Raw genomic sequence first — 15,285 nt, 5'->3', positions numbered from 1 at the left:
CCGACGGCCATATTACAGCGCCGCGCGTCTTTTCAGGCGCGCAATGGTTGCTGTAACTGTTTGAATCTGCGTATCGAGCTTTCCGAAAATCGGGTACGATTTTCGGGCCGATGCGCTAGAGCGGATGCGCTCACGTACGTTCGCGCTACCGCTCTATCTGCTTGTTTTTGCCGCATTTGTGCGACGTCAGGTGATTCCACCTGACTGCAAAATGCTCTAGCGGACCAGGATATTGCGGAACTGCCAAGGGTCGCGGGTGTCGATGTCCTCGGGGAAGAGGCCCGGGCGGCCGTCGAGCGGCGTCCAGTCCGTATAGTGGCCCTCGACTGGACCGAGATAGGGCGATTGCACTTCGAGGCAGCGCCTGTAGTCCATCTCGTCGGCCTCGACGATGCCCGCGTTCGGGTTCTCCAGCGCCCAGACCATCCCGGCGAGAACGGCGCTCGTCACCTGCAGGCCGGTCGCATTCTGGTAGGGCGCGATGCGGCGGGTCTCTTCGAGCGACAGGCGCGAGCCGTACCAGTATGCGTTCTTGGCATGGCCGTAGAGCAGCACGCCGAGTTCGTCGATGCCGTCGACCAGTTCGTTTTCGTCGAGGACGTGCAGTTCCGGCTGCGCCTTGCCGCCATTGCCGAACATCTCATGCAGCGACAGGACAGCGTCGTTGGCGGGATGATAGGCATAGTGGCATGTCGGACGGTAGGCGACGTCGCCATTCTTGTCGCGAACGGTGAAGAAGTCGGCGATCGAGATCGATTCATTGTGGGTGACGAGGAAGCCATATTGCGGGCCGGGCGTCGGGCACCAGGTGCGAACGCGGGTGTTGGCGCCCGGCTGCTCGAGATAGATCGCCGCCTTGCAGCCTTTCTTGTGCTGCTTCGCGTTCTTGGGCATCCATTCTTCATGCGTGCCCCAGCCGAGTTCGGCCGGTTGCAGACCTTCAGAGATGAAGCCTTCGACGGACCAGGTGTTCCAGAAGACGTCGAGCGGCTTGGGGTTCTTCGTCCGCTGGGTGTCGCGTTCGGCGATGTGGATGCCCTTGACGCCCACCTTCTTCATCAGCTTCGCCCATGCCTCGCGGTCGTCCTGATGCGGCTCCTCGTATTTGAGGCCGATGTCGTCGGCGAGATTCAAGAGAGCCTTCTTGACGAACCACGAAACCATGCCCGGATTGGCGCCGCAGGTGGAAATCGCTGTCGTGCCGCCGGGGTTCTTTTCCTTTTCGCGGCGGACGGTCTCGCGGAGCGCATAATTGGTGCGGTCGGCGTTGTCCATTTCAGTGTCGAAGTAGAAGCCGAGCCAGGGTTCGACGACCGTGTCGATGTAAAGAACATCGAGCTTCCGGCAGAGCTTCATCAGGTCGAGCGACGAGGTGTCGACCGATAGATTGACGCAGAAGCCCTGGCCGCCGCCCTCGGTGAGCAGCGGCTTGAGGACTTCCTTGTAATTGTCCTTGGTCACGTATTCGCGGACGTGCCGCACGCCATGGTGTGCGAAAAGCTCCGCATCCTTTGCATCTTCGCGCGGTTCCACCACGATCAGCCGGTTCTTGTCATATTTGAAGTGGCGCTCGATCAGCGGCAGTGTGCCGTGGCCGATCGAACCGAAGCCGATCATGACGATCGGGCCGGTTATCTCGCCATAGACCGGATAAGTGGTGTCTGACATTTTAGCGTTTCTCCTGGCAAAACGTCTCAGTGGTGATTGAACGCGCGGAATGGCGGGCCTACAGCGCCGCGCGTCATTTCAGGCGCGCAAAGGTCGCTGTAGCACTTTGAATTGCTGCATGTCTTGGTCCTTCAACCGAGGTTGATTAAAAGGAGACATGCAGTAGTTCGTTCTTGGGGCCTGCTGCAGCAATCTCTGCGCGCCTGAAAAGACGCGCGGCGCTGTAGAGCACAGTTTCCTGTCACAAAAAAGGGCCGGCCGGTCAACCGCGATCTCAATAATTGCTTAACCGGCAATCGAGGCAAGGGCGGAAATCAGGGCTCCCCGCTTGCTGACTAGGCCCTTGTAGGCCGCTTGCGGCAGCGTCAATTCGCGGAGCTGGGTAATGAAAGAAAGGGCAAGCCTCGCCGCATCGGGGCGGCTCCCGAGTGCCGCGAGCGGATCGGAGTAGATGCGGATCGTGAACGCGATCGCGCCCGTTTCCGGCAGTTTTCGCAGTGTCTGTCTTTCGACCCGGATATAGGTTCGCTCTTTTTCGAGGGCGACGGCCTCTGCGCCAATGTCTTCCGTTTTCGACTTCGGCAGGTGCAGCGCGCCGTCTGCGTTTATTGCCCAGTTGAAGCGTTCGACGAAGCGGTCGGGCGGCAGCCGGTCGAACATGCGGGCGATCAGTTCCGCATTGCGCGAGCCCGCTGCGAAGCCGGGAACGGGCGCATGGATCTCGTCCATCGAGCGGCCGAACTTTTCCGCAAGCGACCAAGAGGAGGGAAAGGCGATATAGGCGGCGGTGAGGCGCCATTCGCCGTCTTTGCACTCCATGATGGCGAGATCATCCTGGATGAGCGCTCCGGCGGAGAGGATCGGGGGGTCGCCATTCAGGTTCACTTCGCGCCCGCCGACGACTATCGTCTCGCCATCGCGCCGATAGATATGTGGATAGCGGCGCAACAGATAATCCATGAGCAGCGAGAGAAGCTCCCGCTGGGCGTTGCCGCTTTCCGCCGCGGCTGCGAAGACGCTGCTGCGGTTTTCGATCAGCAGCCGCGACTTTTCCGATAGATAGAAGTCGAGCGCCTCGTCCGGCTCAATCCACCGGTCGGAATCGAGCTGGGCGAGACCGATTGCAAAGGGCTTCGACGTGCCGTCGTAAGGCGTGTGCTTCATTCGAGATGACTCGACTTGACCATTCCCTCGGGTTTCGCATGTTAATGCGACTTGTCACAAGCGTTTCGTGCTATAGCTTAAGTTGAGCCGTCCGCTTCGCGCCGTGATTGATGGATGCCGTTCCAACTGGAGCAGACCAAACGTGACCGGTGAATACGCCAAGGCCCTGATGGGTCTGCAAGCCAGAACGCCTGTGCTGATCGCGCTTTACGATCAGCATGACCGATTGCGCTTTGCCAATGCGGCATTTCGTTCCGCCTATCATGTTGGCGTGGAGGAGGCCCCGACCTGGGCGGAGATCACGCGCCGCAACCACGCGACCGGCAGCGGAGCGATGATCGAGACCAGCGACATCGAAGGCTGGATCGACGCCGCGCTCGAGCGCCGCGGCAGCGCCCACACCCGAACCGCGGAAGTCGAGCTGCATGATGGACGCACCCTGTTCGTGACCGAGACTGTCGACGAGAAGGGTTGGCGTCTTTCCATCGCAGCCGACGTCACGGCGATGCGCGAGGAGGAGCGCAAGCACCGGCGCGACCGGGATTTCGCCCTCAGGGACTCGCAGGTGGACGAACTGATCAGCGTCCCTGACCGCCGGCACACTTTGGGAAAGCTTGCCGACTTCGTGCAAAACTGTGCCGACAATCCACAGATGTGGGGGTGCGTGGCGATCCTCGACATCGACTATTTTAAGGCCATCAACGACCGCTTTGGCCCGCACGGGGCCGATGAGGTGCTGCTCGATTTCGCCCGCCAGATGCAGGGCTTCGTGCGCCGTACCGATTGTTTCGGCCGGATCGGCGGTGAGGAGTTCATGCTTATCCTGCCTGACACCACCGTCAGCGAAGCGAACCTCATTCTTGATCGGCTGCTTGTAAAAGTACGCAGCGCCAGACCGCTAGCGAACATTCCGGAATTCTACTACACCTGTTCGGCAGGACTTGCGGAATATCGCGAGGGCGACAAGGTCAACGACATCTATGTGCGCGCCGGCCAAGCGCTCCATCTCGCCAAGCGCGAGGGCCGCGATCGGGTGAAGCGCTACACGCTGCCCGGTTCAGACCACGAGTTCCGCCCGGATCAGACCTCTTAGCGAGTTTCCGAGCAAGAGGCGGCCGTGCTGAAGATCGGCCGGTTGCAGGCGCGCGGTGCGCGCACGGCGCTCACAGATGAGGTCGGTGCGAAGCACACCGGCGAGAAGGCCGCAGGCGATCGGCGGCGTCTTCAGCTCGCCGCTGCCGTCATCGAGGAAAACCGAGGTGATTGTGCCCTCGCAGACCTCGCCCTTCTCGTTGAGAAGGATGACCTCGTCTGCCTCTTCCGGGGAAAATTCGCCGCGCGCCGCCTCATAAACCTCGCGCCGCGTCGTCTTCATCCGCAGGAGCCAGTCGCTGGAATCGAGCCGCGTGGACGCGATCCGTGCCCGCCATCTCGTATCGTCGGCAAGCGGCGTGAAGGGGGCGGTCGTAATCGCGACGGTGCCGTCGCGGCTGAGCGTGAGGCGGACGCGGAGCGGCCGGTCGGCGCCCCGCACGGCCTCGTCCAGGCGCTCCCCGGCGGTGGCCGCGCCGGCAAATCCCAGCCGCCGGGCGGAACGCGTCAAGCGTGCCAGATGCAGCCGGAGGCGAGCCAATCCCGCTGCCGGGTCGTAGCGCAGCGTCTCGATCAGCGAGAAATCCGTCATTGCGCGATCTCGGCATCGCCGACGGCGAAGCGCGCCTTCAGCAGGCATTCGTCATATTCCGCCTCGGCCTTGGAATCGAAGACGATGCCGCCGCCGACATTGAAGATTGCCCGGCCGTCGGGAAAGACCGAGATGGTGCGGATCGCTACATTGAAGCGCATGATGCCGCTCGGTGCGACGAAGCCGATGGCGCCGCAATAGGCGTCGCGGGGACCGGCCTCCAGCGCATGAAGGATCTCCATCGCCCGCATCTTCGGCGCGCCGGTGACGGAGCCGCAGGGGAAGAGCGCGGCGAAAATGTCGGAGATGCCGATGCCGGGCAGAAGCTTCGCCCGCACATGGCTCACCATCTGGTGAACCGTCGGGTAGGTCTCGATGTCGAAAAGTCTCGGCACGTCGAGCGAGCCGACCTCGGTGACGCGGGAAATGTCGTTGCGCAGGAGGTCGACGATCATGCGGTTCTCGGCCTGGCTCTTCTCGTCGTCCCGCATCGCCTGGATGATGGCTGCGTCCTCAGCGGGGTTAGACCCGCGCGGCGCCGTTCCTTTCATCGGATGCGTCTCGATCCAGCCGTCGTCATCGACACGAAAGAACAATTCGGGCGAGCGCGACAAGAGCAGCGGCCCATCGAGCGCCACAAACGCGCCGTACTTCACCGGCTGGCGCTCGATCAGCGACCAGAAGGCGGCGAGCGGGTCGCCGGACCAGCGCGCGAAGACCGGCATCGTCAGGTTCGCTTGGTAGCAATCGCCCCGGCGCAGATGCTGGTGCAGCCGTTCGAAGCGCTGCCGGTAGGCCGGCAGGTTCCAACCGGCACGCGGCTCGGCGAGAAACGGCTCGTTCTCCGTGCGCCGAAGCGGCGTGGCGAGCGGATGGTCTTCCGCCGGCGCGTCGAAGACGCCGAAGGACATCAGCGGCGTCTCGCGGTTCTCCTCGGCAAACAGCGCAAGCTTTTCCTCGAAGAGGTGACCCGCCTCATAGGCCATGTAGCCGGCAAGCCACTTCCCGGCGTGGTGGGCGGCATCGAGCTCGGCAAGGCCGAGCTGAAACTCCGCCCGCGTGCGCGCGGTGATCACGCGCGACGGCTCGGCGAAGACGGTCGTCAGGTTTTCGCTGTCATCCCGGAATAGGACAAAGGGCGCGTGTTCGATCATACGGGTTGCAGTCAGTCGTCGGTCTTGCCGGATGGGCTCGGTCACGCCCTATCAAGCGCCTCCAGTTCGTCGATCAGCCCTTCAATCATCGACAGGCCCTGTGCCCAGAACGACGGATCGGTGGCATCGAGCCCGAATGGCGCCAGCAACTCGGAGTGATGCTTGGTTCCTCCGGCCTTCAGCATGTCGAAATACTTCTCCTGAAAGCCGCTCTCGGCGTTCTGGTAGACGGCATAGAGCGAGTTCACCAGGCAATCGCCGAAGGCGTAGGCATAGACATAGAAAGGCGAATGGATGAAGTGGGGGATATAGGCCCAATAGGTCTCATATCCCTCTGACAGCCGGATCGCCGGACCGAGGCTTTCGCCCTGCACCGACAGCCAGAGTTCGCCCAGATCGTCGGCGGTCAGTTCGCCTTTCTTGCGGGTCGTGTGGACCTTGCGCTCGAAGTCATAAAAAGCGATCTGCCGCACGACCGTGTTGATCATGTCCTCGACCTTCTGCGCCAGCATGGCCTTGCGCTCGCGCTTGTCCCTGGTCCGGTCGAGCAGCGCGCGGAAGGTCAGCATCTCGCCGAAGACGGAGGCAGTCTCGGCAAGCGTCAGCGGCGTCGAGGCCATCAACGCCCCTTGAGCGCCGGCCAGCACTTGGTGCACGCCATGGCCAAGCTCGTGAGCGAGCGTCATTACGTCCCGCGGCTTGCCCATGTAGTTGACGAGAACGTAAGGATGCGCGGAGGGAACCGTCGGATGGGCAAAGGCGCCCGGCGCCTTTCCGGGTCGCACCGGCGCATCGATCCAATGCTCGTCGAAGAACTGCCGGGCGATCGCCGCCATCTCCGGTGCGAAGCCGTGATAAGCGGAAAGCACCGTTTCCTTGGCGGTGTCCCAGGGAATTACCGCGTTCGGCGCTTCGGGGAGGGGGGCGTTGCGGTCCCAGAACTCCATCTGTTCCATGCCAAGCCATTTGGCCTTCATCGCATAATAGCGATGGGAAAGACGCGGATAGGCGTCCTTAACCGCTGCCGCAAGTGCGTCCACCACCTCGCGCTCGACGCGGTTGGCGAGGTGGCGACTGTCGGCGATGTCCTGGAAACCGCGCCAGCGGTCCGCGATTTCCTTGTCCTTGGCGAGCGTGTTGGTGATCAGCGCAAAGGTGCGGATGTTTGCCTTGAAGGTTTCGGCAAGCGCCATGGCTGCTTTCCTGCGCTGCTCCGGAGATGGATCCTGCAGGAGGTTCAGGGTCATTTCGAGCGGCAGGGCCTCGCCGTCGACTGTGAAGGTGAGGGAAGCGACGGTCTCGTCGAATAGCCGGTTGAAGGCAGCGGCGCCGGTCATCGATTTCTCGAGGAAGAGCTGCTCCAGCCGGTCGTCGAGCTGGTAGGGCTTGTCCTTGCGCAGGTCGAGGATCCAGGGCTTGTAGTGCGCAGCGAGGCTGTCGGTTTCGAGAGCGGCGTCGATCGCGGCATCCTCGACGCGGTTGAGCTCCAGCGAAAAGAACAGGAGATGTGCCGAGATGTCGGTCAGCTTCGACTGCACGTCGCCATAGAGTTTGCCGTTTGCCGGTTTGGACGTGTCGGAGAAATAGGTCAGCCCCGCGAAGGAGGCGATGCGGCCCATCAACTCCTCGAGCGTTTCCAGTTCCTTTACCGCCGCGCCGATGCCCTCGTCCCCGGTCTTTCGGGCGGCTTCCGCGAGCTTGCCCTTCCATTTGGTCTCGAAGGCGATCGCATCGGCTTCCGCCTTTGCGAGGTCGGCACGGAATTCCTCGGAATTCGCGGAAACATAGAGGTCCTCGAGCCGCCAGCTCGGCAGGTCGCCGAGTTCGGCGCCTCCGCCCGCCGCCTGCCCGGCTTGCGCGCGCACTCGGGATCGGCCGGAGCCGGCGGAAAGGAGCGAGGCGAATGTCATTGGCGTATCTCTCGTTTGGACTTTGAATTGCTGCAACCTTCCCCAGTTCGGACCGGGCCGGGAAGAGGTGCCGCAGGCAAGCGATATGGGGCCCATTGCTATCGCCCGCAATGGATAAAATGCAAGCATTTCCCAAAACATGATCTTCAGCCCTTTGTGGCACGAATGGTGGCATGAATTGGCACATGAGGTTGGCCAAGAGTACCGCGTGTCCAGAGCAGGAGGCTTTCGTGACATCCCATATTCTTGTTATCGATGACGATCCGGTGCAGCGCCGATTGCTGACGAACATGATCGAACGACTGGGTCATGTTGCCCATGTGGCCGATAACGGGCGTCGCGGGCTCGAACTGCTGGACCGCAAGGGCGGCATCGTCAATGTCATCCTGCTCGATCTGCTGATGCCGGAGATGAACGGCCACGGCTTCCTCGAGGCGCTTGCCGAACGCGGTGTCGATACGCCGGTCGTCGTGCAGACGGGTCAGGGCGGCATCGAGACGGTGGTCCAGGCGATGCAGGCCGGCGCCTTCGATTTCCTCGTCAAGCCGGTATCGCCGGAGCGCCTGTCGATCGCCATCGGCAACGCGTTGAAGATGGCGAGCCGCGACGGCAAGGTCAAAACCGCGCGGCGCCCGCGCGGGGGCGCCGTCGGCTTCGACGACATCGTCTCGGCGAGCCCGGCGATGATCCGCGTTCTCGACCTTGCCCGCCGTGCCGCGCAGTCGAATATTCCGATCGTGCTCGAAGGCGAATCGGGCGTCGGCAAGGAAATGGTGGCGCGGGCGATCCAGGCGGCGAGCGCTCGCGCGAACAAGCCCTTCATCACGGTCAATTGCGGCGCCATCCCGCACAACCTCGTCGAGAGCATTCTCTTCGGCCACGAAAAGGGCGCGTTCACCGGCGCCACCGAAAAGCATGCGGGCAAATTCGCCGAGGCGGACGGCGGCACGCTGTTCCTCGACGAGATCGGCGACCTGCCGCTCGAGGTGCAGGTGAAGTTGCTGCGAGCCGTCCAGCAGGGCGAGATCGAAACGGTCGGTGCCCGCCAGCCGCAGAAGGTCGACGTGCGGTTGATCTCCGCCACCAACAAGGACCTGATCAACGAGGTGCGCGAAGGGAGGTTCCGCGAAGACCTCTATTACCGGCTCAATGTTTTCCCGATCACGATTCCGGCTCTGCGCCGGCGCAAGGAGGACATCCCCGTGCTGGTGCGTGCGTTCGTCGAGCGCTTCGCCGCCGAACAGAGACTCAATCAACGCCTGACTGCTTCGAGCGGTGCGATGGCGCTTCTGACCGCCTATGATTGGCCGGGCAATATCCGCCAACTGGAAAACGCGATCTTCCGCGCCGTGGTGCTTGCCGAGGGCAACGAGCTTACGGTCAAGGACTTTCCGCAGATCGCCACGCAAATACCGGGTTATGTCGTTGCCGACCGGGGCGGTCTCTCCTGGGGGGAGGCGGGGCCGGAGCGGCGGCCGAAGGGCGACGCGCTTGCGGACTTTCGGGCCGAGATCGCCACTTCCCAAAAAGCGGAGCGGACATTGGAGGGGCGATTCGAGAATGCGATCGCCAGCGTTGACGAGGGCGGCGACGTGCGCAAACTCGCTGAAGTCGAGGAGGAACTGATCCGTTTTGCCCTGAAGTTCTATCGCGGCCAGATGAGCCAGGTGGCGCGCAAACTCGGCATCGGGCGCTCGACGCTCTATCGCAAGCTCAAGGATTACGGCATCGATCCCGATAATCCTCTGCGCGAAGCCGCATAATCCCACGTATTCACAGCCGTTCGCCGTGCAACTTGGGCGCTCCGTTTAGACCTTGTTAGGGAACCGTTCACTATACTATAAGGAACGGTGACCACTGTGGCATATCTGCCATGCTGTCACCTTAATTGACGGTCATGGGACACAGCGAAGCACGGTTGTCCGTCGAACGGGGATTGAATGCCAAATTTGTTCGGTTTGGAGGAACCAGCCGGTTCCCTAGCGCGCAGACTCTGCTCGGCGGTGGCCCGTAAGGCACCGCAGTTCCTTGCTTCCATCGCCTTGGCTTGCTCTCTCGTGACCCCCGGCATGGCGCCGCCCGTCGAGGCTGCCGGCCAGACTCGCACGTTGAGGCTGTACTTCATTCACACCGGGGAAAAGGCGCAGATTACCTTCAAGCGCAATGGCCGCTACGATTCGAGGGGCCTGGAGCAGGTCAACCGTTTCTTGCGTGACTGGCGGCGAAACGAGCCGACTAGGATGGACCCGCGCCTCCTCGACCTCGTCTGGGAAGTCTACCAGAGGAGCGGTTCGCGCGATTATATCCATGTCGTCTCCGCCTATCGCTCGCCGGCAACGAACTCCATGCTCCGGTCGCGCTCGAAGGGCGTTGCCAAGAAGAGCCAGCACATGCTCGGCAAGGCGATGGACTTCTATCTGCCGGACGTCAAGCTGAAGACTCTCCGTGAAATCGGCATGAAATTCCAGGTCGGCGGCGTCGGCTATTACCCGACCTCGGGCTCGCCTTTCGTGCATATGGATGTCGGCGGCGTGCGCGCCTGGCCGCGCATGACGCGCAACGAACTGGTGCGGCTCTTCCCGGACGGCAAGACCATGCACATTCCTGCCGACGGCAGGCCGCTTCCCGGCTATGAGCAGGCGGTTGCCGATTACAAGCGTCGCGTTGGAGCCTCGGCGATCGAAGTGGCCGGTGGCGGTGCCAAGGGCGCGGGCGACGCGGGCAAGCGTCGCAATCTGCTTGCCATGCTGTTTGGCGGCGGGGACGAGGATGAAGAGCCGATGGCGATTGCCGCCGGTGGCGAAACGGCGGCTCCGGCCTCGGTGCGGAGTGCGGCAGGTCAGGACGCTTTGCCGGGTGTCGTGACCTCCGCCGATGCACAGCAGAATTTCAGTGCGCCTGTTCCGAGTGTACGTCCGGCCCTCAAGGAGGCGCCCGCGGAAAGCGGCGTGACCGTCGCGCTCGTCGCGCCGGAGAAGAACAGCTCCCAGGAGGCGCTGGCGGCGGTGATGCCGCAGACTTCGCCGGCACCGGGTTCGGAATTCACCGATCTGAGTACGCTTGCGGTGCCTGTGCCGCAGATGCTCGACCGGGCCAACGCGGCTGCCGACGGCGAAACGCTCCTGGCTTCCGCCGATGGCGGGGTTGCGGAACTGGGCTTCGTGCCGGTGCCGGACACCCGTCCGGCAGGCCAGGCTGCGCTTGCCGCCGTTGCGGAGGTCGAGGTTGAAATCCCGACTGCCGCTGATCGTCCGGCTTTCGCGTCGATAGCCGAGCCGCTGAACGCGCCGACAGAGACCGGCACGCAGGTGGCGCTGGCCGCGCCGAACGCTGCCGCCGAGCAGATCGACACTCCGCCGCTGCGGGTGGCGGCCTATGCGCCGCAATTGGAAACGAACGGCAGGGCCGCGATTTTCGACAGTGCCTTCGATACGCAGTCGGATGCGCCGTCGAAGGGCGCGCGGCCAAAGAAGCAGGACGCGGCAGCCGCGTCGCGATCCTCGGTGCGCACCGAGCCGAAGCTGACGCAGAAGATCATTTCCGAGTGGGCCCTGTCGACGAGCCGTTTCGCCACGCTGTCGAAACCGGTCAAGGCTCCACGATTCGTCAGCAGCTCGCTCAGAGCCGCGCCCACCACCATCTATGCGGCCGGCTTCTCCAGCGATGCTGGCACCGTCGACACGGCCCGCTTCACCGGCAATGCCGTGAATTTCATGGAAGTGAAGAGATTCAGTACCAATTGAACCCCTTTACCTAAACGAAAAAGTCCGCCATACCGGCGGACTTTTTCGTTTGTGTTGTGAGAAGCGGCGCGCGTGCCGCGTTCATCTCCAGCGCCGCCCGCCTTATCGGATGCGCAAACGTCGCTGCAGCGCTTTGAATCACTGCATGTCTTTGTCCTCTAATCGAGAAGGAGACATGCAGTAGACCCCGTGCTGCCGCATCGGCTTACGCCGCGTCCTCGGCCACGGGCATCATGCCCAGTGCCTGCAGGTAGGTGTCGAGGATCGCTTCCTGCTCCAGGCGCTCGTCCTGGTCCTGCTTGCGGATCGAGATCACCTTACGCAGGATCTTCGTGTCGAAGCCCATCGACTTTGCTTCGCCATAGACATCCTTGATGTCATCCGCGATGGTCTTCTTCTCCTCTTCCAGCCGTTCGATCCGTTCGATGAAAGCGCGAAGCTGATCGCGTGCGAAGCCTTGAGCATCCGACATGGTCGTCTCCTTTTGGGGAATGAATTTGCAGGTGCTGTGACCTGCCGCGAACCGCCTCCGAGGTCAAGGGCGATTGCGCAACAGCGCCGGCATTTCCTGCCGTGCTGGCCACAGGCGCCGCATTCCGCCTGCCTTCTGACAGCCACAACGGGATGCGCTCAAACGCATGCGCGCCGCAATCTCTCTATTTGCTCTTGTGGCATTTGTGCGACGTCAGGTGATCCCACCTGGATGCAAAATACTCCCTATTCCTTCGGCCGGTTGCGCTCGAAGGCAGTCTTCTGCTCGGCCGATGCATCCGTCTGGTGGCGCGACCGCCACTCCTCATACGGCATGCCGTAGATGATCTCGCGCGATTCTTCCTTGCTCATCGCGATCCCGGAAGTCTCGGCCGCCTCTCGATACCAGTTCGAAAGGCAATTGCGGCAGAAGCCGGCGAGATTCATCAGGTCGATGTTCTGGACGTCGCTGCGCCTGCGCAAATGCTCGACCAGCCGGCGGAAAGCGGCGGCTTCGAACGCCAGGCGCTGTTCCTCGCTGAGCTGGGTCATAGTAGTTTCTCCTCTTCATCCCCGTCGCGATAGGCGCCCGTGCGCGAAGGGTGGCGCTGATAGGCGTGGAGCGCCGGCATGGCGTTGAGCGCCGCGAGAATGGGCGCCAGGCGTTCGGCCCAGGCGGCAACGCCCGTGTCATCGGCAATCAGATCCTGCCGTATCTCGATCAACGCATGGGGGATGCCTGCCGCCATGCAGTGCCGGTACATCGTATCGCCCCTGAGCGCGCCGTCATAGGGCTCGTTGTTCCCGACGAGGATATCGCCCGCAGCCTCGAGACGCTCGATCAGCGGAAAGACGGCGCGGGGGTCATTGTCCCAGAGCACGGCCGCATGCCACGGCCGCGCCACGCCCTTCCAGGCGGGTGTGAAGGAGTGCAGCGAAATGACCAGCGGGGCCCGGGCGCCGGCCGCCGCGACTTCGGCGATCGTCTGCGATACCGCCTGGTGATAGGGGCGGTGAAAGCGGTCCAGCCGCCTCTGCCACTCATCCGTGGAGATCGGATGGTTGCCCGGGACGATGGCGCCGTCGGATATTCTCATGATCAGTGTCGGGTCGTCCTCACCGCGATTGGGGTCGATCAGGAGTCGCGAAAAGCAGCCGAGAACGGCTGGTGAATCGAGCGCGGCCGACAGTTGCCGTGTCAGCGACTCGATGCCGATATCATAGGCGATGTGGCGCGCGAATGCGCTTTCAGGCAGACCGAGCCGGTCGTATTCCGGCGGCAGTCGGTTCATCGCATGGTCCGCCAGAAGCACAAGTCCTTGCGCCGGATTGCCCTTGATGATCTCGTAGGGAGAGTAGTGCCGCATGCCGTTTTGTGCTGGGAGTTTCGAACGTCGCAACCTGATCGCACGCAAATTCGCCTTCCGCAAGAAAAAGACGCAAGTTTCGGCACCTTCTGTCACATGAAGGGCAAATATAATCGATTAGAGTTGCGTTGACTTTCAGGGCTGGCCGTCGCAAGAAAGTGCCACGCAAATCAAAACGGAGTTCCGCAGGAAGCCGTGTTCAGACATCCTTTATCCAAAGTGAAACCGGGGCCGATGTCGTTGGGAGCCGTCCTCCTGTTTTCCGTGGCGATTTCCGGTTCGTTCCTGTTTGCTGGCGAGGCGCGGGCCGACTTTCGCGTCTGCAACGGCACTCAGACCCTGGTCGGAGTGGCGATCGGCTATCGCGCGAAGGAAGGCTGGGTAACGGAGGGTTGGTGGCAGGTGCCGGCAACGACCTGCGCCACCCTGATCGAGGGCGAACTAGAGTCGCGCTACTACTATCTCTACGCGGAAGACGCGGCCAAGGGCGGCCGCTGGACGGGCGACGTCAACATGTGCGTCGCGGAAAACGAGTTCAAGATCGTCGGCGTTGAGGACTGCTATGCACGCGGCTTCCAGCGCATGGGATTCAAGGAATACGACACAGGGCGGCAGGGAAGCTGGATGGTTCAGCTTTCCGATACGCCCGGTACGCAGGAAAGCCAGAATTGATGAGACGGAACAGAAAAGTCAAAATTCTCGCCACGCTCGGACCGGCATCGGCCGAGGAGCAGACAATTCAGAAACTGCACGAGGCGGGGGCTGACCTGTTCCGCATCAACATGAGCCATGCCAGCCACGAAGTCATGCGTACGTTGATCACGCGGATTCGCGCCGTCGAAGTGCGTTGCGGCCGTCCGATCGGAATTCTTGCCGACCTGCAGGGCCCAAAGCTGCGCGTCGGCAAGTTCGCCGAAGGCAAGGTCGATCTCTCGATCGGCCAGACCTTCACGCTCGACAACAAGGACGTCCCCGGCGACAACACGCGCGTCCACCTCCCGCATCCGGAGATCCTCCAGGCGGTGAAGCCTGGCGATCGCCTGCTGATCGACGACGGCAAACTGCACCTGCGCGCCGAAAGAACCGACGGCAACAGCATCGTGACCACCGTCGTTTCCGGCACGAAGATCTCGGACCGCAAGGGCGTCAGCCTGCCCGATACGCTGCTCGGCGTCGGCGCGCTGACGGATAAGGACCGATCCGATCTCGACGCTGTACTGGCAACGGGACAGGTCGACTGGGTAGCGCTCTCCTTCATCCAGCGTCCGGAGGATCTGGCCGAGGTGCGCAAGATCGCACGTGGCCGCGTCGGGCTGATGTCGAAAATAGAGAAGCCGCAGGCGATCGAGCGCATCGACGAGATCATCGAATTGTCGGATGCGCTGATGGTGGCGCGTGGTGATCTCGGTGTCGAAATGCCGCTCGAATCCGTTCCCGGACTTCAGAAGCAGTTGACGCGCGCCTGCCGTCGCGCCGGCAAGCCGGTGGTCGTCGCCACCCAGATGCTGGAATCGATGATCTCGGCGCCAGTGCCGACGCGCGCGGAAGTGTCGGACGTGGCGACCGCGGTGTTCGAAGGGGCCGACGCGGTGATGCTCTCGGCCGAATCCGCCTCCGGCGAATATCCGATCGAAGCGGTTAGGACCATGGCTTCGATCGCGAGCAACGTCGAGCGCGACCCGCACTATTCGGGCATCATCTACGCCCAGCGAACGCCGCCGGAGGCAACCGGCGCCGACGCTATTTCGCTTGCCGCCCACCAGATCGCCGAAACGCTCAATCTTTCCGCGATCGTCTGTTACACCTCCTCCGGCGCCACGGGCTTGCGTGCCGCGCGCGAGCGCCCGCAAGTTCCGGTCATCGCCCTTTCGCCGATCGTCGAAACGGCCCGGCGTCTCTCGGTGGTATGGGGGCTCCATTGCGTCGTCACCGAAGATGCCAAGGATCTCGACGACATGGTCAACCGTGCCTGCCGCATCGCCGTTACCGAGGGCTTCGCCACGCCGGGTGACCGCATCATCATCTCCGCCGGTGTGCCGCTCGGAACGCCGGGCGCCACCAACATGCTGCGTATTGCGTATATCAACGCGGACGGTTTGACCGGCGTTTGAGCCGCCGCTGCTA

13 protein-coding genes are annotated in these 15,285 nt (G+C 62.6%); 5 read left to right on the top strand and 8 right to left on the bottom strand.

The features are described 5' to 3' along the window. Positions 1 to 216 precede the first annotated feature (216 nt). Together AC4P1R_RS13015 and AC4P1R_RS13010 are read right to left on the bottom strand one after the other, a co-directional pair. The gene (locus AC4P1R_RS13015) at positions 217 to 1,668 is read right to left on the bottom strand and encodes a homospermidine synthase (protein WP_069459138.1); all 1,452 of its coding nucleotides are present in this window, start codon (positions 1,666 to 1,668) and stop codon (positions 217 to 219) included. A gap of 285 nt (positions 1,669 to 1,953) precedes the next feature. Continuing rightward, on the bottom strand, positions 1,954 to 2,832 hold the full coding sequence (locus AC4P1R_RS13010) for a heme-dependent oxidative N-demethylase family protein (protein ID WP_069459139.1): 879 nt from the start codon (positions 2,830 to 2,832) through the stop codon (positions 1,954 to 1,956). A gap of 142 nt (positions 2,833 to 2,974) precedes the next feature. On the opposite strand from AC4P1R_RS13010, the gene AC4P1R_RS13005 reads away from it, so the two are divergent. Further along, positions 2,975 to 3,925, top strand: coding sequence for a GGDEF domain-containing protein (locus tag AC4P1R_RS13005; protein WP_492177063.1), 951 nt, complete (start codon positions 2,975 to 2,977; stop codon positions 3,923 to 3,925). On the opposite strand, the gene AC4P1R_RS13000 is transcribed toward AC4P1R_RS13005, so the two are convergent. Genes AC4P1R_RS13000 through AC4P1R_RS12990 form a run of 3 tightly spaced genes read right to left on the bottom strand, consistent with a single transcriptional unit; the run spans position 3,890 to position 7,580 of the window. Next, a complete protein-coding gene (locus tag AC4P1R_RS13000; RefSeq protein ID WP_492177062.1) occupies positions 3,890 to 4,516 on the bottom strand; it encodes an aminotransferase class IV family protein in 627 nt (208 codons plus the stop codon). The genes AC4P1R_RS13005 and AC4P1R_RS13000 overlap by 36 nt on opposite strands. Beyond that, positions 4,513 to 5,670: an aminodeoxychorismate synthase component I gene (locus AC4P1R_RS12995; RefSeq protein ID WP_492177748.1), complete on the bottom strand. Its 1,158-nt coding sequence runs from the start codon at positions 5,668 to 5,670 to the stop codon at positions 4,513 to 4,515. Before AC4P1R_RS12995 ends, AC4P1R_RS13000 begins: the two co-directional genes overlap by 4 nt. Before the next feature lie 41 nt (positions 5,671 to 5,711). Beyond that, positions 5,712 to 7,580: a M3 family oligoendopeptidase gene (locus AC4P1R_RS12990; RefSeq protein ID WP_492177061.1), complete on the bottom strand. Its 1,869-nt coding sequence runs from the start codon at positions 7,578 to 7,580 to the stop codon at positions 5,712 to 5,714. A gap of 230 nt (positions 7,581 to 7,810) precedes the next feature. Here AC4P1R_RS12990 and AC4P1R_RS12985 point away from each other — a divergent pair, with 230 nt between their 5' ends. Beyond that, complete coding sequence (locus tag AC4P1R_RS12985; protein WP_083265345.1) at positions 7,811 to 9,343, top strand: sigma-54-dependent transcriptional regulator; 1,533 nt, start codon at positions 7,811 to 7,813, stop codon at positions 9,341 to 9,343. Between the two features lie 177 nt (positions 9,344 to 9,520). Next, positions 9,521 to 11,323, top strand: coding sequence for a peptidoglycan L,D-endopeptidase MepK (locus tag AC4P1R_RS12980; protein WP_492177060.1), 1,803 nt, complete (start codon positions 9,521 to 9,523; stop codon positions 11,321 to 11,323). A 205-nt stretch (positions 11,324 to 11,528) separates the two neighbouring features. Here the strand turns inward: AC4P1R_RS12980 and AC4P1R_RS12975 are convergent, their stop codons facing one another. The 3 genes from AC4P1R_RS12975 to AC4P1R_RS12965 form a co-directional block, all read right to left on the bottom strand. After that, positions 11,529 to 11,795, bottom strand: coding sequence for a DUF2312 domain-containing protein (locus AC4P1R_RS12975; RefSeq protein ID WP_069459145.1), 267 nt, complete (start codon positions 11,793 to 11,795; stop codon positions 11,529 to 11,531). 245 nt (positions 11,796 to 12,040) lie between these two features. Beyond that, positions 12,041 to 12,346, bottom strand: a complete 306-nt coding sequence (locus AC4P1R_RS12970) for a DUF1244 domain-containing protein (protein ID WP_069459146.1) — start codon at positions 12,344 to 12,346, stop codon at positions 12,041 to 12,043. Next, a complete protein-coding gene (locus tag AC4P1R_RS12965; protein ID WP_151611591.1) occupies positions 12,343 to 13,161 on the bottom strand; it encodes an N-formylglutamate amidohydrolase in 819 nt (272 codons plus the stop codon). Before AC4P1R_RS12965 ends, AC4P1R_RS12970 begins: the two co-directional genes overlap by 4 nt. 234 nt (positions 13,162 to 13,395) lie before the next feature. Here AC4P1R_RS12965 and AC4P1R_RS12960 point away from each other — a divergent pair, with 234 nt between their 5' ends. Then, positions 13,396 to 13,833 carry a DUF1036 domain-containing protein gene (locus AC4P1R_RS12960; protein WP_069459148.1) on the top strand — a complete coding sequence of 146 codons (438 nt, stop codon included), beginning with the start codon at positions 13,396 to 13,398 and terminating at the stop codon, positions 13,831 to 13,833. Next, the gene (gene pyk, locus AC4P1R_RS12955; protein WP_069459149.1) at positions 13,833 to 15,272 is read left to right on the top strand and encodes a pyruvate kinase; all 1,440 of its coding nucleotides are present in this window, start codon (positions 13,833 to 13,835) and stop codon (positions 15,270 to 15,272) included. Before AC4P1R_RS12960 ends, pyk begins: the two co-directional genes overlap by 1 nt. Positions 15,273 to 15,285 lie beyond the last annotated feature (13 nt).

It is taken from the genome of Sinorhizobium sp. Y406 (genome assembly GCF_058732025.1).
The sequence above is the reverse complement of the archived record's forward strand: the minus strand, read 5'-3'. Positions and strand labels throughout refer to the sequence as shown.